This window comes from Micromonospora sp. NPDC005173, assembly GCF_040608515.1.
GTDB lineage: Bacteria > Actinomycetota > Actinomycetes > Mycobacteriales > Micromonosporaceae > Micromonospora.
Window position 1 is genome coordinate 62581 of sequence record NZ_JBEXIK010000003.1, and the last position, 24157, is coordinate 86737.

A 24157-nucleotide genomic window follows, 5' to 3' on the forward strand; every position below is an offset into this window, starting at 1 on the left:
CCCACCCGCCACACGGCCACACCCGCCACAGCACTCCGTGGCACCACCGCGTCCGCACATTCCGACCCGCGAGGTGTCGCCCGCGGGCTGTCCGTCTGCCCTCGTATTGCCAGATCTGCACAAGAACAAGGAAAGTGTCACCTCGCGCGCGTGGGAGGCGACTCCTTCCCTGAAGTTGTGCGGACCTTCAACGTTGGCCCGTCTGCGCCCTGCCGAGAGCTTTGTGCCGCGTTGCACCTGTTCGGGTGGCGATGTGAAAACCGCGTCAATAAATGGTTCGCCTCCGTCATGGTCGCGTTATGACCCCTGCCATTCGCGAGGTGGTGGGGCTTTGATTGCCCGGCGCGACCGGGAGGCGGTCGCGGCGAACTTTCCCGGTATGAGGAGTCAGCGTGTCTGACGTGGTGTTCGTGATCCTGACGGTGGCGCTGTTCGCAGTGCTCGCCCTGGTGGTCCGGGCGGTGGAGAAGCTGTGAACGCGGTCAATGCCGTCGGTCTGGTGCTCGCGATCGTCCTGGGCGCGTTCCTGGTGTTCGCCCTGTTGTTTCCGGAGCGCTTCTGATGACCATGACAACAGCGGGCGTCATCTTCGTGCTGACGCTGGTGGCGGCCCTGGTCGCCGTCTACAAGCCGTTCGGCGACTACATGTTCCGCGCGGTCTCCGGCACCCGGCAGTCCCGGGTCGAGCGGGGGATCTACCGTCTGGTCGGGGTCAACCCGGCCGCCGAACAGACCTGGGGCGTGTACGCCCGCAGCGTGCTGGCGTTCTCCGGGATCTCGATCCTGTTCCTGTACCTGTTCCAGCGGGTGCAGAACCACCTGTGGCTGTCGCTTGGCTTCGACGCGGTCGTGCCGCACGGCGCGTGGAACACCGCCGTGTCGTTCGTGACCAACACCAACTGGCAGTCGTACTCGGGTGAGTCGACGATGGGCCACCTGGTGCAGATGGCCGGTCTGGCGGTGCAGAACTTCGTCTCGGCGGCGGTCGGCATCGCGGTGGCGGTGGCGTTGCTGCGGGGGTTCGCCCGCAGCCGTACCGGGCAGCTCGGCAACTTCTGGGTCGACCTGACCCGGATCACGCTGCGGATCCTGCTGCCGATCGCGGTGCTTGGCGCCATCGCGCTGATGATCGGCGGGGTGGTGCAGAACCTCTCGGCCGGCACCGACGTGACCACGCTGACCGGCGGCACCCAGACCATCACCGGCGGGCCTGTTGCCAGCCAGGAAGTGATCAAGGAGCTGGGCACCAACGGTGGCGGCTTCTACAACGTCAACAGCGCCCACCCGTTCGAGAACCCCACCACGTGGACGAACTGGATCGAGATCTTCCTGATCTTCGTGATTCCGTTCAGCATGCCCCGGGTCTTCGGCCGGATGGTGGGGCAGAACCGCCAGGGCTACGCCATCGCCGCGGTGATGGCCATCCTCGCGTTCGCCAGCGTGGTCATCACCAACGTCTTCGAGTTGGCCGGCCACGGCACGGTGCCGCAGGCGGTCGGCGCGGCGATGGAGGGCAAGGAGGTTCGGTTCGACGTGTCGAACTCGGCCACCTTCGCCGCGGCCACCACGCTGACCTCGACCGGTGCGGTGAACTCGTTCCACGACTCGTTCACCTCGCTCGGCGGCATGATGACCATGTTCAACATGATGCTCGGCGAGGTCGCCCCGGGCGGTACCGGTTCCGGTCTCTACGGCCTGCTCATCCTCGCCGTGATCACGGTCTTCGTGGCCGGCCTGATGGTGGGCCGTACCCCGGAGTACCTGGGCAAGAAGATCGGCTCGCGGGAGATCAAGTTCGCCTCGCTGTACTTCCTGATCACGCCGATCCTGGTGCTGGTCGGCACGGCGGCGGCGTTCGCCACCGGTAACAACTCCACCGCGCTCAACGTCGGTCCGCACGGCCTCTCCGAGGTGCTCTACGCGTTCACCTCGGCCAGCAACAACAACGGCTCCGCGTTCGGCGGCATAACCGTCAACACCACCTGGTGGGACACCGCGCTCGGGCTGTGCATGTTGCTGGGCAGGTTCCTGCCGATCATCTTCGTGCTTGCGTTGGCCGGTTCGTTGGCCCGCCAGGCACCCACCCCCGCGTCCGAGGGCACCCTGCCGACTCACCGACCGCTGTTCATCGGGATGGTCGTCGGCGTAACGGTGATCCTCGTCGCGCTGACCTTCCTGCCCGCACTCGCGCTCGGCCCGCTGGCAGAGGGGCTCTGACCATCATGAGGAACGAGGACATGTCCGTCACCTCCGTGACATCCGGGACCGGCGAGCAACCGACCGCCGGCACCCCGGCCACCCAGGGCAACCGGGTCGGCGGGGGACTGCTCGACCCCAAGCAGCTGATCCGGTCCCTGCCGGACGCCGCGCGCAAGCTCAACCCGGGCACGCTGTGGCGCAACCCGGTGATGCTGATCGTGGAAGTCGGCGCGGCCTTCACCACCGTCCTGGCGGTGACCGACCCGTCGGTGTTCGCCTGGGCGATCACCATCTGGCTCTGGCTGACCGTGCTCTTCGCCAACCTGGCCGAAGCGGTCGCCGAGGGTCGGGGCAAGGCCCAGGCTGCCGCGTTGCGGCAGGCCAAGCAGGACACCATCGCCACCCGGTTGGTCGACTGGTCGCCGGGCGCCCGAGCCAACACCTACCGGGACGAGGCGGTGCCCGCGCCGCAACTGCGCCAGGGCGACATCGTGCTGGTCGAGGCGGGCGGCATCATCCCCGGTGACGGCGACATCGTCGAGGGCATCGCCAGTGTCGACGAGTCGGCCATCACCGGCGAGTCGGCCCCGGTCATCCGGGAGTCCGGTGGCGACCGCAGCGCGGTCACGGGCGGCACCAAGGTGCTCTCCGACCGGATCGTCGTGAAGATCACCCAGAAGCCGGGGGAGAGCTTCATCGACCGGATGATCGCCCTGGTCGAGGGGGCCAACCGGCAGAAGACGCCGAACGAGATCGCGCTGAACATCCTGCTCGCCGCGCTCACGATCATCTTCCTGCTGGCCGTGGTCACCCTTCAGCCGCTGGCCATCTTCTCCAAGGCGTACCAGGCGGCCGCGCCGGACAGCGGCGCGATCACCGACTCCGGTGTCACCGGCGTGGTGCTGATCTCGCTGCTGGTCTGCCTCATCCCCACCACGATCGGTGCGTTGCTCTCCGCCATCGGCATCGCCGGCATGGACCGGCTGGTGCAGCGCAACGTCCTGGCCATGAGCGGCCGGGCCGTCGAGGCGGCCGGCGACGTCAACACCCTGCTGCTGGACAAGACCGGCACCATCACGCTGGGCAACCGGCAGGCCGCCGAGTTCGTACCGGTCGAAGGGGTGACGGCCGCGACCCTGGCCGACGCCGCGCAACTGTCCAGCCTGGCCGACGAGACCCCGGAGGGGCGCTCGGTGGTGGTGCTGGCGAAGAACGAGTTCGGGCTGCGCGAGCGCGAGCCCGGCGTGATGCCGCACGCCACCTTCGTACCGTTCACCGCGCAGACGCGGATGAGCGGCGTCGACATGGCCCCGGAGGCCAGCGTGGACGCCGGGGCGTCCGGAACGGGGCGCCGGGTTCGCAAGGGCGCCGCCGCCGCGGTGATGAAGTGGGTCCGCGAGAACGGCGGGCACCCCACCGAGCAGGTCGGTGAGATCGTGGACGGCATCAGCAGCACCGGCGGCACGCCGCTGGTCGTCGCCGAGCACGTCGACGGTGAGTCGGCTCGCGCGCTGGGCGTCATCCACCTCAAGGACGTCGTCAAGTCCGGGATGCGGGAGCGGTTCGACGAGATGCGCCGGATGGGCATCCGGACCGTGATGATCACCGGCGACAACCCGCGTACCGCGAAGGCGATCGCCGACGAGGCCGGGGTCGACGACTTCCTGGCCGAGGCGACGCCGGAGGACAAGCTCGCGCTGATCAAGCGGGAGCAGGAGGGTGGCCGGCTGGTCGCCATGACCGGCGACGGCACCAACGACGCACCGGCGCTCGCCCAGGCCGACGTCGGGGTGGCCATGAACACCGGTACGTCGGCCGCCAAGGAGGCCGGCAACATGGTCGACCTTGACTCCGACCCGACCAAGCTCATCGAGATCGTGGAGATCGGCAAGCAGTTGCTGATCACCCGGGGCGCGCTGACCACGTTCAGCATCGCCAACGACATCGCGAAGTACTTCGCGATCATCCCGGCCATGTTCGCCGGCCTCTACCCGAGCCTGGACGCGCTGAACATCATGCGGCTGTCCAGCCCGGAGTCGGCGATCCTGTCCGCGGTCATCTTCAACGCCCTGGTGATCATCGCGCTGATCCCGCTCGCCCTCCGTGGCGTGCGGTACCGGCCGGCCGCCGCGTCGAAGCTGCTCAGCCGCAACCTGTGGCTGTACGGACTGGGCGGCATCATCGTGCCGTTCATCGGGATCAAGCTCATCGACCTGCTCATCCAGTTCATCCCGGGGATTTCGTGATGCGCCTACCCAACTGGCTCGCCCAACACCTCGCCGCCCTGCGCGCCGTGCTCGTCTTCACGGTGCTGCTCGGGCTGGTTTACCCGCTGGCCCTGGTCGCGGTTGGCCAGCTACCCGGCCTCAACCACAAGGCCGACGGCTCGCTGATCGACGAGGGCGGGACGACGGTCGGCAGCTCACTGATCGGTCAGTCCTTCACCGACGCCGACGGCAACCCCGTCCCGCGGTACTTCCAGTCCCGCCCGTCGGCCGCCGGCGACGGCTACGACCCGACCTCCACCTCGGCCAGCAACCTGGGCCCGGAGAGCGTGGTCGACACCATCGCCAGCGACCCGGAGGAGTCCAGCGAGAGCCTGCTCACCCAGGTCTGCGGGCGCAGCAAGGAGGTCGGCGAGCTCAACGGCGTCGACGGCGGGCGCCCCTTCTGCACCACCGAGGGCGTGGGTGCCGTGCTCGCGGTCTTCCGCGCGGACGGTCTGACCGGCCCGGTCACCCGGGTGGTCAGCGTCAACCAGGTCGCCCCGGCCACCCCGTTCGTCGCCTCGTACCAGGGGGTGCCGGTGGAGCTGGCGCAGCCCGACGAGGACTACGTGGCCGCTGGCGGGGTGGTCACCCCGATCCGCGGCAACGCGCCCGCCGACCCGGCGGTGCCCGCCGACGCGGTCACCGCGAGCGGCAGCGGCCTCGACCCGCAGATCAGCCCGGCGTACGCCGAGTTGCAGGTGAACCGGGTCGCGCGGGAGCGCGGCGCGGACCCGGAGGCGGTCCGCCGGCTGGTGGACGAGCACACTTCCGGGCGAGGACTCGGCTTCATGGGCGAGCCGGGAGTCAACGTGCTGGAGCTCAACATCGCGCTGGACAAGCAGTTCGCGGCGCGCTGAGCAAGCCCTGAGTACGACACCGGGCGAGGCCGTTCCACGGGGACGGCCTCGCCCGGTTCCCGCATCGGCGAACCCGACCAGGAAGGATGTTCCCGTGCCACGCGGAGAACTGCGCATCTATCTCGGGGCCGCCCCCGGCGTCGGCAAGACGTACGCCATGTTGGAGGAGGCCCAGCGGCGTGCCGCGCGCGGCACCGACGTGGTGATCGGCTTCGTGGAGACCCACGGCCGCCAGCACACCGCGGCCATGCTCGGTGACCTGGAGCAGGTCCCGCGCCGCACGATGGACTACCGGGGTGCCGAGTTCACCGAGATGGACCTGGACGCGGTGCTGGCCCGCCGGCCGGAGGTCGCGGTGGTCGACGAGCTGGCGCACACCAACGTGCCCGGCTCCCGGCACGACAAACGCTGGCAGGACGTCCAGGAGCTGCTCGACGCGGGGATCGACGTGCTGTCCACGGTCAACGTGCAGCACCTGGAGTCGGTCAACGACGTCGTCGCGCAGATCACCGGCACCACCCAGCGGGAGACCGTGCCGGACGAGATCGTCCGTGCCGCCGAGCAGGTCGAGCTGGTCGACATGACCCCCGAGGCGCTACGCCGGCGGATGGCGCACGGCAACATCTACCGACCCGACAAGATCGATGCCGCGCTGGGCAACTACTTCCGGGTCGGCAACCTCACCGCCCTGCGCGAGCTGGCGCTGCTCTGGCTGGCCGACAAGGTCGACGAACAGCTCGACCGGTACCGCAGCCAGCAGGGCATCGCCGCCACCTGGGAGGCTCGGGAGCGGGTCGTGGTGGCGCTGACCGGCGGCCCGGAGGGCGAGACACTGATCCGCCGGGCGGCGCGGGTCGCGGCCCGCAGCAAGGGTGCCGACCTGCTCGCCGTACACGTCTCCCGCAGCGACGGCCTGGCCGGCGCGGACCCGGCCCAACTGGCCCGCCAGCGGGTGCTGGTGGAGAGCCTCGGCGGCACCTACCACCAGGTGCTGGGCACCGACGTCCCCGCCGCGCTGCTGGACTTCGCCCGTGGCGTGAACGCCACCCAGCTGGTGCTCGGCGCGAGCCGGCGGGGCCGCTTCGCGCAGCTGTTCGCCAGGGGCGTCGGGGTGACCACCACCGCGCTCTCCGGCTCGATCGACGTGCACCTGGTCACCCACACCGAGGCCGGTAGGGGACGCCGGGCGGCGGCCGTGCCGGCGGCGTTGTCCCGGCGTCGCCGGTTGCTCGGCTTCGCCCTGGCCGTGGTCGGCGTACCACTGCTCACCCTGCTGCTGACAGTGCTGCCCGACCTGACGCTGACCAACGACATCCTGCTCTTCCTGGTGGCGGTGGTGGTGGTCGCCCTGGTCGGCGGGCTGTGGCCGGCCCTGGTCGCCGCGCTCGGCGGCTCGCTGCTGCTCAACTGGTTCTTCACCCCGCCGTACCGCACGCTGACCATCGCCGAGGCGGACAACCTGCTCGCCCTGGCCGTCTTCGTCAGCGTGGCGCTGGCGGTGAGCTGGATCGTCGACGTGGCCGCGCGGCGGACCCGGGAGGCCGCCCGTGCCGCCGCCGACGCGCAGACCCTCGCGGCCGTCGCCGGTGGCGTGCTGCGCGGTGAACGTCCGCTGCCCGCGCTGCTCGACCAGCTCCGGGAAACCTTCGGGCTGCGCGCGGTGAGCGTGCTGGAGCTGGCCGAGGAGGCAAGCGGTCGCCCGGAGCGAGCCCGCGAGGAGCACGCCTGGTGCGTGGTGGCCAGCGTCGGCGACCGTCCGGCCTGCACACCGGACGAGGGCGAGACGGCGGTGCCGGTCGACGAGCGGATCACCGTCGTGCTCAGCGGCCGTCGGCTGGAGGCCGCCGACCGACGGATCGTCGAGGCGTTCGCCGCCCAGGCCGCCGTCGCGCTGCGCCAGGAACGGCTGGCCGAGGAGGCGGCCACCGCCCGGCCCCTCGCCGCGGCGGACCGGATGCGGACCGCGCTGCTCGCCGCGGTGAGCCACGACCTGCGTACCCCGCTGGCCTCGGCGAAGGCCGCTGTGACCAGCCTGCGCAGCCAGGACATCGAGTTCGACGAGCAGGACCGCGAGGAGCTGCTGGAGACCGCCGAGGAGTCGCTGGACCGGCTCGCCCGGCTGGTCGGCAACCTGCTGGACATGAGTCGGCTCCAGGCCGGCGTCCTCGGCAACACGGCGACCGTGATCGGCCTGGAGGACGCCGTACCCCGGGCGCTGGACGAGCTCGGCCCGCCCGCCGCCGCCGTCGTGACCGACATCCCGGCCGACCTGCCCGCGGCCACCGCCGACCCCGGCCTGTTGGAACGGGTGCTGGTCAACGTCATCGCGAACGCGTTGCGGTACAGCCCGCCCGGGCAGCCGCCCACCATCACCGGGAGCGCGCACGCCGGCCAGGTGGAGCTGCGGATCATCGACCGGGGACCGGGCATTCCGGAGGAGCAGTGGGAGCACGTCTTCCTGCCGTTCCAGCGCCTCGGCGACCGGGACAACCAGACCGGAGTCGGCCTCGGGCTTGCCCTGTCCCGGGGCCTGGCCGAGGCGATGGGTGGCAGCATCACTCCTGAGACCACCCCTGGTGGTGGGCTCACCATGGTGCTGCGGCTGCCCGCCGCCGTACAGACCAGCTCGGAGGGGCCGCAGGAATGACGCGCATCCTGGTCGTCGACGACGAACCGCAGATCCTGCGCGCCCTGCGGATCAACCTGCGGGCCCGCCGGTACGACGTGGACGTCGCCGGGACCGGGGCGGCCGCGCTGAAAGCCGCCGCCAGCCACCCGCCCGACCTGGTGGTGCTCGACCTCGGCCTGCCCGACATCGACGGCGTCGAGGTGATTCGCGGCCTGCGCGGCTGGACCGCCGTGCCGATCATCGTGCTCTCCGGGCGGGCCGGCAGTGAGGACAAGGTCGCCGCGCTCGACGCCGGAGCGGACGACTACGTCACCAAGCCGTTCGGGGTGGAGGAGTTGCTGGCCCGCATCCGCGCGGTGACCCGGCGGCTCGGCGCGCCCAGCGAGGCGGTGCCCGCGCTGCGGATCGGCCAGCACACCGTCGACCTGGCCGACCACGCCGTGCGGCGGGACGACGGGACCGAGGTCAAGCTGACCCCCACCCAGTGGAGCGTGCTGGAGAAGCTGCTGCGCCACCCCGGCAAGCTGGTCAGTCAGCGCCAGCTCCTGCATGACGTGTGGGGGCCGGAGTACCAGAACGAGACCAACTACCTGCGGCAGTACCTGGCCCAGCTACGGCGCAAGCTGGAGGACGACCCGGCCCGCCCCCGGCATCTCATCACCGAGCCCGGGATGGGCTACCGCTACCGGCCGTGACCGGCAGCGTCCGACCGTGCGTGACGTCAGTCCGCGGCAACCCGTAGCCGTTCGGTGGCGTCCAGGCGGTAGCCGATGCCGTGCACGGTCGTGATGACCGGACCACGGCCGGCCAGCTTCTGCCGTAGCCGACGCACGTGCACATCCACGGTTCGCGCGCCTCGGCACATCTCGTAGCCCCAGACCTCGCGCAGCAGTTGCCCCCGGGTGAGTGCCTGACGAGGGTGGCGCGCCAGGTGGAGCAGCAGGTCGTACTCGCGCCGGGTGAACGTCACCGGCTCGCCACTGAGCTGGGCGGTCCGGCGTACCGGTCGCAGCAGCAGCTCGGGGCGGGTTGTTTGGGAGGCGGCCGACGACCTGCCTAATGTGGCACCGCCGTCGCCGAAGGATGCCGAGGGGCTGTCGATCCCGATGATCGGGCCGCCGGACGACACCTCCTGGTGGAGCACGCCGGCGGCGAGCGCGGAGACCCGTTCGGCGAACTCGGCCAGCCGCTCGATGCCGGCCGCACCGGATCGGACCACGATGGAGATCTCGACCGTGACGACCTGCGGCTCAGGTTCGGGTGCGGATGACGACCGGCGTGGCACGACCGGCAGAACGGTGACCGGGGACAGCATCTGAAGACCTCCGCAGAGACGGGCCCGGGTCGACCGGGCGCTGGAAGGTGCCGACCGCGACCGCGACCGGGTCGGCCCCGGACCGCGGGCTGACGAGTGCGGCCGGAACCAGGGCCGGTACGGTCGGCGCCGCCCGGTCTCCGAAGCTCGGGTCGAGCGGCGGCGCCACCAGCAGCGGGTCGACCTGGATCCGGTCGATCCCGAGCGGGCGCAGCATGCCGCGCAGAGCGGACTCGCAGAGTTCTTCCCATGCCTGATCCGCGCCCATCGCGGCGACCAGCAGCTCGGGCCGGGTGAAGGCGATGCCCACCCGCTGACCCTGTGGTGACCGGCCGGTCCGTACCGTCCCCACCAGCCGTCCCGGCAGCTCCCGCACCGGAACGGCGTAGATTATCGGGGCCTCGTCCATGGTCGAGGTGGTCCTTTCTGTTCGCGCCGCCGCTCTGGCGGCGGTCATCTGCTGAAACGTTCGAGGTCGCGGGCGAAGCGGCGGATCGTCGCGGCCCGGGCCCAGGACGGCGCGGGCACCGCGACGACCGGCACGGCCGCCCGCGTCACGCAGTACCGGGTGACGTGACCGCGCGACCCGCCGAACCGGCGGCGTTCCGGGCTGCCGACGACGAGCAGGTCGGACTGCCGGTGTGCGTGGTCGACCAGCACCTGCCCGGCGTAGCCCTGCGTCACCACCATCCGCACGGGTACGTCGCGGGGCAGCCCACCCAGCGCCGCGTCGAAGACGCCCCGCAGGTAGGTCAGGGCCGCTCGGTCGCACTCGTCCTGCCAGCGCCAGGTCAGCGTGCCGGGCCGCCACGTCGGCGCGAAGACCCACGCCCGTACGGCGTCCAACTGCGCACCGTCGCGGCGGGCCAGTTGCACCGCGCGGCGCAGCGCCTGCATCCCGGCGAACGACCGGTCGACGCCCACCACGATCCGGGGGGCGGGGCAAGGGCTGCTCATGCTGCGGGCACCGCCCACGCTGGGGCGTCCCGCATGACACGCGGGTCGGCCGGTGTGGTCAGGTCGAGCGCGCGGAGGATGAAGTGCGCCACCACCACCTCCACCCCGGCGCGACGTCGCAGGTCGGCCACGGCCCGGTGCAGCACGGTGATGCTGTCGGCGGAGAGCCGCACCACGGCGTCGACGTCGGCCGCGATCCACCACGCGGCGACCGCGCACGGCTCGTGCCGCAGATATTCCACCAGGTGACTGCCGGGCGCGGACGGGCCGAGCCGGACGCTGACCAGCGCCTCGTGCCGCCGATCGGGCCCGTCCGTCCCGTTCGCGGGAGGTTCCGCCGGCTCGTCGGGGTTGCCGTCAGGGGCCTGCGGTTCGCCGTCCCGGCCCGACGTCGTGTCGGTGCCGGGTGGCAGGTCTCCGCGTTCCCAGCGCGTCATCCGCCAAGGACTCATGGACCCATCGTCACCACCCGGCGACGGCGGATCGAGCGCCGATACGCCGTTCTGACGGACCACCGCCAATTCTTGACGCCCCGTTCACGCCGGTGCCGGCCGGCCCCGCTGACGCGGGGAGTAGCGTCCCGGACGGACCAACGGTTGGCGTACGAGGAGGATCGCGTGCAGACGACGACGGTGGACGTTCCGACCGGCGACGGGGTCGCCGACGCCTGCCTCACCAGGCCGGACGGGGACGGCCCGTTCCCGGCGGTGCTGCTCTTCCAGGACGCCTTCGGCCCGCGGCCCCGTCTGGTGGAGATGGCGGAGCGGATCGCCGCCCGGGGTTACCTCGTGCTGACACCCCACCTGTTCTACCGGGCCGGCCGGGCGCCGCTGTTCGACCTGTCCCGCCTCGGTGAGGCGGACCAGCGCGGCGCGATCTTCGAGAAGATCATGCCGCTGGTCGGTGCGTTGACCCCCGACGTGATCATCCGGGACACCGCCGCCTACCTCGACTTCCTGGCGGCCCGCGACGACGTCCGGCCGGGGCCGGTGGCGATCACCGGTTACTGCATGGGGGGCACCAACGCGCTGCGGGCGATCGAGGCGTACCCGGACCGGATCGCCGCGGCGGCGAGCTTCCACGGCGGGCGGATCGTCACCGACGCGCCGGACAGCCCGCACCTGGGCGTCGACTCGATCAGCGGCGAGGTGTACTTCGGGCACGCCGACGCGGACCAGTCGATGACGCCCGAGCAGATCGCGACGCTGGAGAAGGCGCTCGACGCCGCCGGTGTGCGGTACCGCTCCGAGGTGTACGCGGGCGCGCACCACGGCTACACCATGGCCGACACCCCGGCGTACGACGAGCAGGCCACCGAGCGGCACTGGGCCGCCCTGTTCGACCTGCTGGACCGGGCCCTGCCGGTCGGCTGAAGAAGCCCAGCGGGGTTGCGCACCGGGCCGGTCGTCAGCCGAAGCCGCCCGGCGCGTCCCGGTCGTTCCGGGGCCGGCCGGGTGTGCGCTCGGACGGTCAGCGGCGCAGCAGCACCGGCCCGGCGTCGATCCGGGTGCGGAACAGCGCGTACGGCCGGCGCCGCAGGTCCTGGCCCCGCTGGTACTGCGGCTGCCGGTGCAGCTGGTTGGCGGTCACGTACAGGTACCCGTCGGTGGCCACCGACATGGTGTCCGGCCAGAGCAGTCGCGGGTCGTGGACCACCGTCTCGTACTCGCCGTCCGGCCGCCGGCGCAGCACCGCGTTGTGTTCGTAGGAGGTGAGGTAGAGCCGCCCCGCGTCGTCGGACTCCAGCCCGTCCGACGCAGTGCCCTTGTCTCCCTCGTCGACCACCGTCGCCGCGACCGCCTCCTGGGTGACCGACGGGTCAGCCAACGCCTTGGCGGCCACGCTGTACCAACGGCGGGACGCCAGCGGGCAGTAGTGCAGCCGGGTGCCGTCAGCCGAGATGGCGATGCCGTCGGAGCCCGTCGACACCGGCTTCGGCGGCCCGTCCGCCGGCCGCTTCAGGAACGGCCGGCCCTCGACCACCGGCCGGAACGTCGTCAGCGGCTCCGCCTTCGTGGACGGGTGGTCGTGCAGCCGCCGCCAGGACGCCCCACTGGCCAGGTCCACCACGATGATCCCGTTCGGCCCGGCGGACGCCGAGTCGGTGATGTACGCGACCCCGGCCTCACCCCGCCGCAGGTCGAAGCGGACGTCGTTGAGGTACGTCGTCGGCGGCGCCACCTCCGCCGGGAAGGTGATCACCTGAGCGACCGTGTCGGTGTCCAGGTCGACCCGGACCAGCTTCGGCCCGCCCGGCGTCGTCGGCTGGTACATCGGGCTGCCGGTGTCCAGCACCCAGAGCCGGTCGGCCGGGTCCACCACGATGCTCTGCACCGAGACGAACGCGCCGGAGTCGTTGTCGCCCGACGGGTCGTTCCACGGCTGGTCGGGGTAGGGCACCTCCCGGCCGTCGCGCAGCTCGACGACGGTGGCCGGCACCTCGTCGCCCCACCGGGGGAAATTGACGAAGATCCGGCCCCGGTGCGAGACGCTCACTCCGGTCGGCATCGGGCCGGTGAAGGTGTGCACCAGCTCCAACTCGCCGAGCGGCTCGTCGCCGACCGGTCCGTTCATGACGCCCGCACCACGGTTCTCATCGTCTCGCCCCCAACCGGTCGGCCGGACCTCACGCCGGCCGTGGGTGGCTATTCCCGCCCCGGCGGCCGACATGCCTCCGGTCAGCTCGTGCCCGGCGCGGCGGCGAGCGCAGTGGGTAGGCCGGGGACCGGAACGTCCACGGCGAGCAGGGCGCCATCCACCGGTCCCGCCGACGTCAGTCCGTACCGGGCGGTGCCGACGAAGAGCCGGCGCAGGTCGGGGCCGCCCAGGCAGATGCCGGCCGGCTGGGTTGCCGGAAGCCGGATCTCCCGATCCAGCGTGCCGTCCGGCCGGTAGCGGCGCACCGCCGAGCCGCCCCAGAGCGCGACCCAGAGGTGTCCGGCCGCGTCGACGGTCATCCCGTCCGGGCCGCCCTCCCCGGCGGTCAGCCGCAGGAACGGCTCGCGCCCGTGCAGGGCCCCGGTGCGTGGGTCGACGGTGAACCGGTCGACCTCCCCGCGTGGCGAGTCGGCCAGGTACATGGTGGTGCCGGTGGCGTCGAACGCCGGCCCGTTCGGCACGGTCAGCCCGGTCACGGCCGGCACCGGTGCCGCGCCCGGAGCCAGCCGGAACAGGAAGCCCGCACCGGGCACCCCGGCGTACGTCATGCTGCCGGCCCAGAACCGGCCGTGCGGGTCGGCGACCGCGTCGTTCATCCGGGCCGGCTCGGGACCGTCGCTGACCAGATCGGCGACCGTCCGGGGGTCGCCGGTGGCGGGCAGCAGGGCGACGCCGGTCCCGGCGGCGGCCAGCCAGTCGCCGGGACTGCCCGCGACCGGGGCGACCGCGCCCAGCGGGACGTCCAGCCGGCGCAGCTCGCGCAGTGGGCCCGGTCGGTCGCCGGCGGTCTCCAGCAGACGCCCGGCCAGCAGGTCGACCAGGACCAGCCGGCCGGCCACCCAGCGCAGCCCTTCGCCCAGCTCCAACCGGTCCGCGCTCCACACGGTCGGTTCGGTCAGCTCCATCTCGCTCCTTCGACGATCGGCGCGGCGGTCGGCCGCCCCCAGTGGTCAGCGCACGGTGCCGCCGGGCCCGTGGTCGAGCAGCGACAGCTCCGCACGGTCGGGCAGGCCCTCCCAGTCGCCCCGGGTGGCCACCGCGAACGCGCCGGTGGTGACCGCCCGGTCCAGCCGGGCCGGCGCGTCGGCGCCGTCCAGCCAGCCGGAGAGCAGCCCGGCCACGAAGGCGTCGCCGGCGCCGACGGTGTCCACCACCGGCACCGTCCGGGCGGGGCGGTGCACTGTGCCGAGCGCGCTGTGGCTGGTCGCCCCGCCGGCACCGTGCTTCACGACGACCTCGGCCACCCCGGCCGCCCGCAGCGCCGCGACCGGGTCGGCCGCATCGGTCAGCACGGCCAACTCGTCGTCGGAGGCGACCACCAGGTCGATCGAGGGCAGCAGCGGCCGCAGCGCGTCGGCGGCTGCGGCGACCGACCAGAGCCGGTGCCGGTGGTTGACGTCCAGGCAGACCGTGCTGCCCGCCGCACGGGCGAGGCGTACCGCCGCCACCACGGCCTGGTACGGCTCGGCGCCCAGCGCGCAGGTGATGCCGGTGACGTGCAGCAGCCGGGGCGGCGGCCCGGGCGGGTCGAAGGCGGGGGTGACGTCGGCCGGTCGCAGCCGGGAGCCGGCCGACCCGGTGCGGTGGTAGGTGACCCGGTTGATGTCGGCGACCCGGGATTCGAAGAGGATCAGCCCGGTGGCGGCCGCCGGGTCGACCCGGGACCAGGTCAGGTCGACGCCTTCGGCGCGCAGCGTGCGGCGAACCAGCTCACCGGGCTCGTCGGCTCCGGTGACCCCGACCCAGGCGGCCCGGTGGCCGAGCCGGGCCAGCCCGATCGCCACCGTCGACTCGGACCCGGCAACGGAGATTCCGGCGGTGCCGCCCAGCCGCAGCGGGCCGGTGGTGCGGAAGGCCGCCATCGTCTCGCCGAGGGTGAGCAGGTCGGTCATGGCCGGACCGCCGCGAGGAAGGCGGCGGCGCGCTCGCGCAGCGCCGCTGGGTCGCCGCCGCGGACGGCGTCGCCGAGCAGCGGGGAGCCGACGCCGACCGCGACCGCTCCCCGGTCGAGGTAGCGCCGCGCGCCGTCGGCGTCGACCCCACCCACCGGCACGAACGCGGTGCCGGGGAACGGATCGCGCAGCGCGCCGAGGTAGTCGGGCCCGCCGAGGGAAGCCGGGAAGAGCTTGATGGCGGCGGCCCCGGCGCCGCTGGCCTGCACCACCTCGCTGGGGGTGAGCGCGCCGGCGAGCACCGGCAGCCCGAGTCGGCCGGCCTCGGCGAGGCTCGGTGCCAGCGCCGGGGTGACCAGGAAGCCGGCGCCGGCGTCAGCCGCCGCCCGGGTGTCCTCTGCGCTGAGCACGGTGCCCGCGCCCAGGGCGAAGTCGGGCCCGAGGGCGGCCCGGGCCCGCCGGATGGTGCCGAGCGCGTCGGCACCGGTCAGCGAGACCTCGATCAGGGCGACGCCGCTCTCGGCCAGGGTGAGCACGGCGGTCAGTGCGGCGGCCGGGTCGGGGCCGCGCACGATGGCCAGCAGCCGGTGGGTGCGCAACTCGTCGAGCAGGTTCATCGAGATTGTCCTCAGTGGAAGCGGTGGGCGGAGATGGTGAGCCGCCACGCGACCTCACCGGCGGGCGGGACGACCGCCGCGTCGGCCGGGCCGGCGTCGGTCAAATCGAAGGCGGCGCCCAGCATGGGTTCGACTCCGATGCTGCGGTAGGGGGCGGCGGTTGGCCAACCGTTCAGGTTGCGCCAGAGCGCGGTGCTGCGGGGCTGGTCGGAGCACTCCAGCTCCAGGGTCAGCCGGTCGGCGCCGTCGGTCACCTGGACCCGGGGGCAGTCGAGCAGCACCGCGCCGAGCGCGGTGCCGTCGTCCGGGCCGAGGGTGTCCAGCGTCAACCCGGCCGGCGTCGGCCACGGCCCGGTCAGCCAGGGGCTGCCGGCGGGCCAGTCGCCCGGGGGAAGCAGCGCGGCGGCCTCCGGGTGCAGTCGGGTCAGGGTGCCGGCGGGCGCGTCGAGGCGGGCCTCGGGGGAGAGGTCGAGCAGGGCGTGCGCCGCCCAGACGAACCGGTGGCCGGGGTCGGCGGCCAGTCGGTAGTCGGCCACCACCACGCCGTCCCGGTCGGTGATCCGGCGGGTCAGGGTGAACGTCGGGCGTTCGATGACCAGGGTGTCGGGGCCGGAGGCACGCCACGGCCGGGACCACACCTCGCCGTGGTCGGGCCGGCCGCGCACGGTGGGCAGGCACTCTTCCAGCCCGCCGGCGTCGATGAACGCGTCGTCGGGGCGTACCTCGTGCCGGCCGGGCTCCGGGCCGCGCCAGAGCCACTCCCGGCCGCCGCCGCGCAGGCTGGTCCATCGGCCGCCGCGCGCCGCGTCGTACACCACCCGCAGCGGCACCGACGTCGCTCCGGTCACCACTCGGCGAACGACCCGTCGCGGTGCTGCCAGACCGGATTGCGCCAGGCGTGCGGGGTACGGGCGGCCTGACGAACCGCCGCCTCGTCCACGGTGATCCCCAGCCCGGGCCGGTCGAGCCGGGCGATGTGCCCGTCCACGAACCGGAAGGGCTCCGGGTCGACGACGTAGTCCAGCAGCTCGGAGCCGGCGTGGTAGTGGATGCCGATGCTCTGCTCCTGGATCAGGAAGTTCGGTGTCGCGAAGGCGACCTGGAGGCTGGCCGCCAGGGAGATCGGGCCGAGCGGGCAGTGCGGGGCGAGCAGCGCCCCGTACGTCTCGGCCAGCGCGGCGATTCGGCGGACCTCGGAGATCCCACCGGCGTGCGACAGGTCCGGCTGGACCACGGCGACCCCGGCCTGCAACGGGCCGAGGAACTCGGAGCGGCCGTAGAGCCGTTCGCCGGTGGCCACCGGGATCGGCGTGCCGGCGACGATGTCGCGCAGGTGGTGGGCCTGGTCGGGCAGGACCGGCTCCTCCACGAAGAAGGGGCGCAGGGGTGCCAGCTCGGGCAGGATCCGGCGTACCGCGGCCAGCCCGGCGCGGCCGTGGAAGTCCAGCGCGATGTCCCGGTCGGCGCCGAGCACCTCCCGGGCGGCGGCGACCCGGCCGATCACCGCGTCCACCTCGGCAGAGGTGGGGATGGCGGAGAGCCGCCCGCAGGCGTTCATCTTGACCCCGGTGAAACCGGCGGCGACCTGCGCGGCGGCGGCATCGGCGACCTCGTCGGGCTCGTCCCCGCCGATCCAGGAGTAGACCCGCACCCGGTCCCGGACGGCACCGCCGAGCAGTGCGTGCACCGGTGCACCGTACGCCTGCCCGGCGATGTCCCAGAGTGCCTGGTCGAGGCCGGCGACGGCGCTGGAGAGGATCGGGCCGCCACGGTAGAAGCCGCCCTTGGTGAGGACCTGCCAGTGCTGCTCGATCCGCAGCGGATCCTCGCCGATCAGATATTCGGAGAGCACCTCGACCGCGCTGCGCACCACCTCGGCGCGCCCCTCGACCACCGGTTCACCCCACCCGACCAGCCCGTCGTCGGTCTCCACCCGGCAGAACAACCACCGTGGCGCGACCAGGAAGGTCTCGATCCGCTCGATCTTCACCGACTGCCCCTCTGTTTCCGTGCCTTTTCCACGTCCCGGACGGCCTTGTCCAGCAACTCACGCATGGCGGTCTCGGCCGCCGTCTCGTCCCGTGCGCGCAGCGCGTCGACCACCGCGCGGTGGCTGGGCACCGGGTCGTCGTGCGGGGCGCCGCCGTGCACCAGCCGGTCCCGCTCGGCGAGCCCGGTCTCCATCACCACCTCCATCCGCTCCAGCAGCTCGTTGTGGGTGGCGGCGAGCAGCGCGCGGTGGAAGGACAGGTCGGCGGCGACGGCGGCGGCGGGGTCACCGTTGGCCTCGGCCATCTCGTCCAGCGCCCGGTCGAGAGCGGCCACGTCGTCCTCGGTGGCCCGACTGGCGGCCAGCCGGGCGGCGGCCGGTTCGATGATGGCGCGTACCTCGTGCAGCTTTTCGAGCAGGTGCTCGTCGGCGCCTTCGGCGAACTGCCAGCGGATCACGTCGCCGTCGAGCAGGTTCCAGTCCGCTCGCGGCCGGACGAACGTGCCACGCTTCTGCCGGGCGTCGACGATGCCCTTGGCCGAGAGCACCTTCAGCGCCTCGCGCAGTGCCGTCAGGCTGACGTCGAACTCCTCCTGCAACGCGACGATGTTCAGGGTCGCCCCGGCGGCGATCTCACCGGTGAGGATGCGTCGGGCGATGGCTTCGACGGTCTGCCCGTGGACGCCGCGGCGTGCGTACTGTGCCAATGCTCTCCTGGCCTTCTTGTTGGTCGGTGTCGATCTCTCAGGCCGAGGCTTTCACTGCGGTCCAGCCACCGTCCACCACCAGGCTCGCGCCGGTGACATAGGCGGCGTCCGGTGAGGCGAGGAAGGCCACTGTCGCGGCCACCTCGTCCGGCGTGCCGAACCGCTTCGCCACAGTCTCCGTGACGCTGCGCTGGCGGTCCTCTTCGGACACGTCGGCCCAGGCGCCGGTGAGGATCGGCCCGGGCAGCACGGTGTTGACCCGCACCTGTGGGCCGTACTCCACGGCGAGCTGGCGACCGAGCGCGACCAGGCCGCCCTTGGCCGCGGCGTACGCGGGCCGGCCGGGCAGCCCGACGAGAGCGTGCACCGAGGAGACCAGCACCACCGCGCCCGCACGCGACCGCAGGTCGTCGAGGCAGGCCCGGACGCCGAGGAAGGAGCCGGTGAGGCTGACCCCGATCTGGTGGTCCCAGGACTGCCTGCTGGTCTCGTGCGCCGGCGCGACCTGCACCGCGTACGCGTTGCTGACCAGAATGTCCACCGGCCCGAGACCGCCCCGTACCGCCGCCACGGCGGCCGTCCAGTCGGCCTCCTCGCTGACGTCGCCCACTACGGACAGTGCTCGCCCGCCCTGGGCGGTCAGCTCCTCGGCCAGCGGGGCCGGATCGCGCACGTCGAGCAGCGCGACCGCCGCTCCCTCGGCGGCGAGCCGCCGTGCGGTGGCCGCACCGATGCCGCCCATCGCGCCGGTGACCAGCGCGTTTTTGCCTTCAAGCCGGCGCATAGGCTGATCCACCTGACCTCGCCTCTGATCTCATCTAATCATTAATTACGAAGATATCTTGACAGCCGACGAGTGCCGATGCAACCTTCTGGTCACACACATTCACATGGACGACACATTGCGCCGTGACGCTACGTGTCGTAGAGGAAGGACACCCTCGTGAGCGACTTCGACCCCGGTCGCCGGCGATTCCTTGGTCACCTCGGGCTCGCCGGCCTGGGCGCACTCGGCGCCAGCTCGTTCCTCAGCGCGTGCGCCAGCTCGGCCAGCGGGCCGACGACGGGCAACGGATCCGGCGCGGTCACCATTCAGTCCAATCTCTCCTCGCCGCAGGCCAAGGCGGCGATGGAGAAGCTGATCGCGAACTTCAACGCGCAGGGCAAGGGCACCGCGAGCCTCAACACGATCGCCTCGGAGACCTTCCGGACCCAGCTGCCCACCTACCTGACCTCGGCCAACCCGCCGGACCTCTACACCTGGTACGCGGGCTCGGTCGCCAACGACTACTCCAGCCGCAACCTGCTGCTGGACGTCTCCGACGTCTGGAAGTCGCTGGGCGACTACCCCCAGTCGCTGCGCACCCTCTCCACCGACGCCAGCGGCAAGCAGGTCTTCGTGCCGATGAACAACTACTGGTGGGGCTTCTTCTACCGCAAGTCCAACTTCGCCAAGTGGGGCGTGCAGGAGCCGAAGACCTGGACCGAGTTCCTGGCGCTGTGCGAGACGCTGAAGAGCAAGGGCATCCCGCCGATCGGCATCGGTCTCGGCGACACCCCGTGGGTGGCCTCGGCCTGGTTCGACTACCTCAACATCCGGATCAACGGCGCCCCGTTCCACCGCGAGTTGCTCGCCGGCAAGCAGCGCTTCGACGACCCCAAGGTCAAGGCGGTCTTCACCCGCTGGCGCGAGGCCCTGCCCTACTTCGACCCCAAGGGCAAGGCGTACCCGTTCCAGGAGGCGACGACCGCTCTGCTGGCCGGCAAGACCGGCATGTTCCTGATCGGCACCTTCTTCGCCGACGCGGCGCCGAAGGACGCTCTCGGCGACCTGGACTTCTTCCGGTTCCCGATCATCGACCCGGCGGTGCCGGTGGCCGAGGAGGCCCCGACCGACGGCTTCTTCGCCAGCGCGAAGACCGCCAACCCGACCGGCACCAAGGCCCTGCTCGGCTACCTGTCCTCGGTCGAGGCGCAGGAGGCGTACGTCAAGGCCAGCTCGGGCATCGTGCTGCCGGCCAACCCCAGGGCCAAGGCGGCCGACTCGCCGTTGGTGGCCAAGGGCAAGGCGATGCTCGACGACGCCAAGGAGCTGACCCAGTTCTTCAACCGCGACTCCAGCGACGCGCTCCAGCCGACCGCGGACACCGCGCTGACCAAGTTCATGGACAAGCCGGACCAGATCGACGCGATCCTGCGGGAGTGGCAGACCAGCGCCGAGAAGGTCTTCAAGGGCTGACGTGACAGCAACGATCTCCACGACTCCGGTCACCCCCACCCGGCGGCGGCGACGGTCGGCCCGACTGTCGCCGCTGCTGGTGGCGTTCGTCCTGGTGCCGTTCGCGGTCGAGAGCGTCTGGGTCTTCTGGCCAGCGTTGCAGGGCTTCTGGTTCTCCCTCACCCGCTGGGACGGCATGTCGCCGCCCACGTTCGTCGGCGTCGACAACTACGTCGAGTTGGCCGGCGACGCCACCTTCCGGGGCGCACTGCTCAACACGGTGATCTGGCTTGTCCTCTTCGGTGGCCTCTCCGTGCTCGGCGGCTTCGGCATGGCGCTGGTCCTGCAACGGGAACGGCGCGGAGTCGGCTTCTACCGGGCCGCCCTGTTCACCCCGGTCGTCTTCTCCCTGGTGGTAACCGCGCTGGTCTGGCGGGTCTTCTACCAGCCCGACGGTGTTGCCGACACGCTGCTGCGGGCCGTGGGCCTGGAGCAACTGATCCGGCCGTGGCTCGCCGACCCGCAGACCGCGCTGTACGCGGTGATCCTGCCCGCCCTGTGGCGGCAGATCGGGTACGTCATGGTGCTGTACCTGGCCGGGCTGAAGGCGATCGACCCGGCGCTGCACGAGGCCGCCCGGATGGACGGCGCCAGCTCCTGGCAGCGGCTGCGACACGTCACCATTCCCCAGCTCCGTGGGGTCAACGCCGTGGTGCTCTCGGTCATCGTGATCGACTCGCTGCGCTCGTTCGACATCGTCTGGGCACTCACCAAGGGCGGGCCGTACCACTCGTCGGAGCTGCTCAGCACCTACATGTACTCGACCGCGTTCCAGAGCCTGCGGCTCGGCTACGCCTCCGCGATCGCCGTGGTGATCTTCGTGCTGGCGCTGGCGGTCATCCTCGGCTACCTGGTCCGCGCGTTCCGGGAGGAAGCGTGATGAACAAGCTCCGCACCGGGGCCTTCCACACCGGAATGATCCTGCTCTCGCTGCTGTGGCTGGGGCCGGTGATCTGGGTCGTGGTGATGTCGACCCGATCGTTCGACGACATCGCCGCGCACGGGGTCGGCAGCCTGCCGCGCTCGTTCACCCTGGACACCTACCGGCAGGCGTGGACCGACGGCGGTGAGCTGCGGGCTCTGATCAACAGCATGCTGGTCACGGTTCCGTCGGTGGCGCTGAGCCTGGCCCTGGCCGCGATGGCCGCGTTCGCCCTCAGCCGCTTCCGGATCCCCGGCCGGCGGACCATCCTGCTGCTGATGCTCGCCGGCAACCTGCTGCCACCACAGATCCTGCTCATCCCGGTGGCCAAGTTCAGCGAGCTGACCGGCCTGTACGACACGCTCTGGGCGTTGATCGCGGTGCAGGTCGGCTTCGGCCTCGGCTTCTACACCTTCGTCCTGCACGGCTTCATGCGTGAGCTGCCGGGCGAGATCCAGGAGGCGGCCACGATCGACGGCGCCGGGCCGGCGCAGATCTTCACCAAGGTGATGCTGCCGCTGACCCGGCCCGCGCTCGCCGCCCTCGGCGCGCTCTCCTTCACCTGGATCTTCAACGACCTGCTCTGGGCGATCACCGTGCTGCGTACTGACGACAACATGCCGGTCACCCCCGCGCTGCTCGGCCTCCAGGGGCAGTTCGTGTCCTCATGGAACGTCATCGCCGCCGGCACGGTCATCGCGGCCGTGCCCACGGTCGCGGTCTTCCTGCGCTTCCAGCGGCACTTCGTCTCCGGTCTGGCGCTCGGGGCGGTCAAGTGAGCACCCCGGCCGGGCGGCGCTGGACGCTGCGCGGCACGCACACCGAGTACACCGTCACCGTGCCGGCGCACGGCCGGTGGCTGGAGCTGGTCGCGTGGGGTCCGCACGGGGTCTCCGACGGGCCGTCGCCGGTCGCCTACGACGGCCCGGTGCCGTTCCTCACCGCCGGAGATGCCGCCCCGATCGAGTACGCCACCGACGCCGACCGGCCGTTCACCGGTGCCGACCTGGTGGTGGAGACCTCCGCAGGGCAGCGCCGGGTGGGCTTCGGTCACACCGAGGTACGGGCCGACGCCGACCAGCGGGAGCTGGCGGTCGGGTTCGCCGACCCGGTCACCGGGCTGCGCGCCACCGTGCACTACCGGGTGCCCGCCGGCACCGACGTGGTGCAGCGGTGGGTCGAGCTGACCAACGGCGGCACGGGTCCGCTGCGGGTGGTGCGGGCTGGATCGGCCGGGTTCTGCGTACCGACCCCGCACGGCGCGTTGCTCAGCCACCAGTGGGGGCAGTGGGCGCAGGAGTTCCAGCTCTCCCACGTCGAGCTGGGCCACGGCACGTTCACCATCGGCAGTGCCCAGGGCGCGCCCGGGCACCTGCACGTGCCCTGGCTGGCCGTCCGGGACACGGCCGAGCCGGCCGGCCCCGCCTGGGGGGTGGCGCTGGCCTGGACCGGCTCGTGGGAGATCAGCGCCGATCGGGACACCGGAGGCCTGACCCGGGTCCGGGCCGGCCGTCAGCTGGTCGACGGCCCGCTGGAGCTGGCCCCTGGTGACCGGCTGACCCTGCCGGTGGTCACCGGGGCGTACAGCCCGGACGGCCTGGACGGGCTGGCCCGGGTCTGGCACACCCACCAGCGGCTGCTCGCCGGAGAGCGGCTCAACCCACGTCCGGTGCTCTACAACTCCTGGGAGGCCACCTACTTCGCGGTCGAGGCGGAGAGCCAGTTGGCGCTCGCCAGGATCGCCGCCGAGTTGGGCGTGGAGACGTTCGTGGTGGACGACGGCTGGTTCGTCGGCCGCGACGACGACACCGCCGGCCTGGGTGACTGGACGCCCGACCCGGCGAAGTTCCCGGCCGGGTTCGACGCGTTCATCGCCGACGTCCGCGCGCTCGGGCTGAACTTCGGGCTCTGGGTCGAGCCGGAGTGCGTCAACCCACGATCCACGCTCTACGCCGAGCACCCGGAGTGGGTCTACGCCGTCGACGGCCGACCGCTCACCCCGGTACGCAACCAGTACCTGCTCGACCTGGGCCGGCCGGAGGTCGCCGAGTTCGTGCACTCCACCGTGGACGGTCTGCTCCGCCGGTACGACATCGACTACCTGAAGTGGGACTTCAACCGCCCGCGTACCGAGCCGGGGCGGCCGGACGGGGTCGGCGCGCTCGACCTGGACGGCGCGCACGTGGCCAACCTGCACCGGATCTACGAGCGGCTGCGCCGGGATCACCCCGGCGTGCTGATCGAGGCGTGCGCCGGCGGGGGCGCGCGCACCGACCTGGCGATGGCTGCCCGGGCCGACGTCTTCTGGCCCAGCGACAACACCGGCCCGCTCGACCGACTGGCCATCCAGTACGGCTTCCTGCACGCCAACGCCCCGCACCTGCTCAGTTCCTGGGTGACCGACGCGCCCGGCCTGTTCGACCCGCGCCCGCGCTCACTGGCGTTCCGGTTCGTGCTCGCGATGGCCGGCGTGCTCGGCGTCGGCGCCGACATCCGGGCCTGGACGCCGGCACAGCGGGCCGAGGCGGCCGGCTGGATCGCCCGGTACAAGGAGATCCGGGACGTCGTCACGTACGGCGAGGTGCACCTGATCGGCGGCCCCCACCAGGCCCGCTGCGCGGTGCAGTACACCGCGCCGGACGAGCGCCGGGTGGTCGTGCTGGCCTGGCACACCGGCCGGCTGGACGGCGCAGGCCTGCTCCCGTCCCGCCCGGTCCGGTTGCCACTGCGCGGCCTGGATCCGGCCGCCCGTTACCGGCACGGCGATCGGCGCTACTCCGGCAGCCACCTCAGCGCGGTCGGCCTGCCCGTGCACTGGGGCCCGACCCACGACGCCGACCTCATCGTGCTGCACCGCGACTGAGGC

The 24157-nt window shown here is 72.2% G+C and carries 23 protein-coding genes; 11 read left to right on the plus strand and 12 right to left on the minus strand.

Annotated features, from left to right (window positions below):
• Nucleotides 1-472: 472 nt before the first annotated feature.
• The 6 genes from kdpF to ABZV00_RS05535 all read left to right on the plus strand — a co-directional run bounded on the left by kdpF (nucleotide 473) and on the right by ABZV00_RS05535 (nucleotide 8650).
• A complete protein-coding gene (kdpF, locus tag ABZV00_RS05510; protein ID WP_036390805.1) occupies nucleotides 473-562 on the plus strand; it encodes a K(+)-transporting ATPase subunit F in 90 nt (29 codons plus the stop codon).
• Nucleotides 562-2217 carry a potassium-transporting ATPase subunit KdpA gene (gene kdpA / locus ABZV00_RS05515; RefSeq protein ID WP_355602127.1) on the plus strand — a complete coding sequence of 552 codons (1656 nt, stop codon included), beginning with the start codon at nucleotides 562-564 and terminating at the stop codon, nucleotides 2215-2217. Before kdpF ends, kdpA begins: the two co-directional genes overlap by 1 nt.
• A 20-nt stretch (nucleotides 2218-2237) precedes the next feature.
• Nucleotides 2238-4445, plus strand: a complete 2208-nt coding sequence (gene kdpB, locus ABZV00_RS05520; protein WP_355602129.1) for a potassium-transporting ATPase subunit KdpB — start codon at nucleotides 2238-2240, stop codon at nucleotides 4443-4445.
• Nucleotides 4445-5326 (plus strand): potassium-transporting ATPase subunit C, encoded by an 882-nt coding sequence (locus ABZV00_RS05525; RefSeq protein ID WP_355602131.1) that lies wholly within the window; start codon nucleotides 4445-4447, stop codon nucleotides 5324-5326. The genes kdpB and ABZV00_RS05525 overlap by 1 nt, the downstream gene beginning before the upstream one ends.
• 94 nt (nucleotides 5327-5420) lie before the next feature.
• The gene (locus tag ABZV00_RS05530; RefSeq protein WP_355602133.1) at nucleotides 5421-7973 is read left to right on the plus strand and encodes a DUF4118 domain-containing protein; all 2553 of its coding nucleotides are present in this window, start codon (nucleotides 5421-5423) and stop codon (nucleotides 7971-7973) included.
• Nucleotides 7970-8650, plus strand: coding sequence for a response regulator (locus ABZV00_RS05535; protein WP_328423012.1), 681 nt, complete (start codon nucleotides 7970-7972; stop codon nucleotides 8648-8650). Before ABZV00_RS05530 ends, ABZV00_RS05535 begins: the two co-directional genes overlap by 4 nt.
• Nucleotides 8651-8676: 26 nt before the next feature.
• On the opposite strand, the gene ABZV00_RS05540 is transcribed toward ABZV00_RS05535, so the two are convergent.
• The 4 genes from ABZV00_RS05540 to ABZV00_RS05555 are packed head-to-tail and all read right to left on the minus strand — an operon-like array spanning nucleotide 8677 to nucleotide 10679.
• On the minus strand, nucleotides 8677-9270 hold the full coding sequence (locus ABZV00_RS05540; RefSeq protein ID WP_355602135.1) for a winged helix-turn-helix domain-containing protein: 594 nt from the start codon (nucleotides 9268-9270) through the stop codon (nucleotides 8677-8679).
• The gene (locus ABZV00_RS05545; protein WP_355602137.1) at nucleotides 9206-9727 is read right to left on the minus strand and encodes an SAV_915 family protein; all 522 of its coding nucleotides are present in this window, start codon (nucleotides 9725-9727) and stop codon (nucleotides 9206-9208) included. The genes ABZV00_RS05540 and ABZV00_RS05545 overlap by 65 nt, the downstream gene beginning before the upstream one ends.
• Nucleotides 9724-10227: a universal stress protein gene (locus ABZV00_RS05550; RefSeq protein ID WP_355602139.1), complete on the minus strand. Its 504-nt coding sequence runs from the start codon at nucleotides 10225-10227 to the stop codon at nucleotides 9724-9726. Before ABZV00_RS05550 ends, ABZV00_RS05545 begins: the two co-directional genes overlap by 4 nt.
• Nucleotides 10224-10679, minus strand: coding sequence for a hypothetical protein (locus ABZV00_RS05555; RefSeq protein ID WP_328423020.1), 456 nt, complete (start codon nucleotides 10677-10679; stop codon nucleotides 10224-10226). Before ABZV00_RS05555 ends, ABZV00_RS05550 begins: the two co-directional genes overlap by 4 nt.
• 165 nt (nucleotides 10680-10844) lie before the next feature.
• Here ABZV00_RS05555 and ABZV00_RS05560 point away from each other — a divergent pair, with 165 nt between their 5' ends.
• On the plus strand, nucleotides 10845-11600 hold the full coding sequence (locus tag ABZV00_RS05560; protein ID WP_355602141.1) for a dienelactone hydrolase family protein: 756 nt from the start codon (nucleotides 10845-10847) through the stop codon (nucleotides 11598-11600).
• A 97-nt stretch (nucleotides 11601-11697) separates the two neighbouring features.
• Here ABZV00_RS05560 and ABZV00_RS05565 read toward each other — a convergent pair whose 3' ends face one another.
• From ABZV00_RS05565 to ABZV00_RS05600, 8 genes are all read right to left on the minus strand, one after another.
• Nucleotides 11698-12801 (minus strand): L-dopachrome tautomerase-related protein, encoded by a 1104-nt coding sequence (locus ABZV00_RS05565; protein WP_355602143.1) that lies wholly within the window; start codon nucleotides 12799-12801, stop codon nucleotides 11698-11700.
• Nucleotides 12802-12905: 104 nt separating this feature from the next.
• Nucleotides 12906-13790, minus strand: a complete 885-nt coding sequence (locus ABZV00_RS05570; protein ID WP_355602145.1) for an SMP-30/gluconolactonase/LRE family protein — start codon at nucleotides 13788-13790, stop codon at nucleotides 12906-12908.
• Nucleotides 13791-13835: 45 nt separating this feature from the next.
• Entirely contained in the window at nucleotides 13836-14777 is a 942-nt protein-coding gene (locus ABZV00_RS05575) for a sugar kinase (protein ID WP_355602147.1), read from the minus strand.
• Nucleotides 14774-15394, minus strand: a complete 621-nt coding sequence (locus ABZV00_RS05580; RefSeq protein ID WP_328423030.1) for a bifunctional 4-hydroxy-2-oxoglutarate aldolase/2-dehydro-3-deoxy-phosphogluconate aldolase — start codon at nucleotides 15392-15394, stop codon at nucleotides 14774-14776. Before ABZV00_RS05580 ends, ABZV00_RS05575 begins: the two co-directional genes overlap by 4 nt.
• Before the next feature lie 11 nt (nucleotides 15395-15405).
• Nucleotides 15406-16242 (minus strand): hypothetical protein, encoded by an 837-nt coding sequence (locus tag ABZV00_RS05585; RefSeq protein ID WP_355602149.1) that lies wholly within the window; start codon nucleotides 16240-16242, stop codon nucleotides 15406-15408.
• Complete coding sequence (dgoD, locus tag ABZV00_RS05590; protein ID WP_355602151.1) at nucleotides 16239-17384, minus strand: galactonate dehydratase; 1146 nt, start codon at nucleotides 17382-17384, stop codon at nucleotides 16239-16241. Before dgoD ends, ABZV00_RS05585 begins: the two co-directional genes overlap by 4 nt.
• Entirely contained in the window at nucleotides 17381-18091 is a 711-nt protein-coding gene (locus ABZV00_RS05595) for a FadR/GntR family transcriptional regulator (protein WP_328423036.1), read from the minus strand. Before ABZV00_RS05595 ends, dgoD begins: the two co-directional genes overlap by 4 nt.
• Nucleotides 18092-18128: 37 nt before the next feature.
• Entirely contained in the window at nucleotides 18129-18875 is a 747-nt protein-coding gene (locus ABZV00_RS05600) for an SDR family oxidoreductase (protein WP_355602153.1), read from the minus strand.
• A 159-nt stretch (nucleotides 18876-19034) separates the two neighbouring features.
• Between ABZV00_RS05600 and ABZV00_RS05605 the strand changes: the two genes are divergently transcribed.
• Genes ABZV00_RS05605 through ABZV00_RS05620 form a run of 4 tightly spaced genes read left to right on the plus strand, consistent with a single transcriptional unit; the run spans nucleotide 19035 to nucleotide 24154 of the window.
• On the plus strand, nucleotides 19035-20330 hold the full coding sequence (locus tag ABZV00_RS05605) for an extracellular solute-binding protein (protein WP_355602155.1): 1296 nt from the start codon (nucleotides 19035-19037) through the stop codon (nucleotides 20328-20330).
• A gap of 1 nt (nucleotide 20331) precedes the next feature.
• The gene (locus ABZV00_RS05610) at nucleotides 20332-21249 is read left to right on the plus strand and encodes a sugar ABC transporter permease (RefSeq protein WP_355602157.1); all 918 of its coding nucleotides are present in this window, start codon (nucleotides 20332-20334) and stop codon (nucleotides 21247-21249) included.
• The gene (locus ABZV00_RS05615; RefSeq protein ID WP_328423044.1) at nucleotides 21249-22070 is read left to right on the plus strand and encodes a carbohydrate ABC transporter permease; all 822 of its coding nucleotides are present in this window, start codon (nucleotides 21249-21251) and stop codon (nucleotides 22068-22070) included. The genes ABZV00_RS05610 and ABZV00_RS05615 overlap by 1 nt, the downstream gene beginning before the upstream one ends.
• Complete coding sequence (locus ABZV00_RS05620; protein ID WP_355602159.1) at nucleotides 22067-24154, plus strand: alpha-galactosidase; 2088 nt, start codon at nucleotides 22067-22069, stop codon at nucleotides 24152-24154. Before ABZV00_RS05615 ends, ABZV00_RS05620 begins: the two co-directional genes overlap by 4 nt.
• Nucleotides 24155-24157 lie beyond the last annotated feature (3 nt).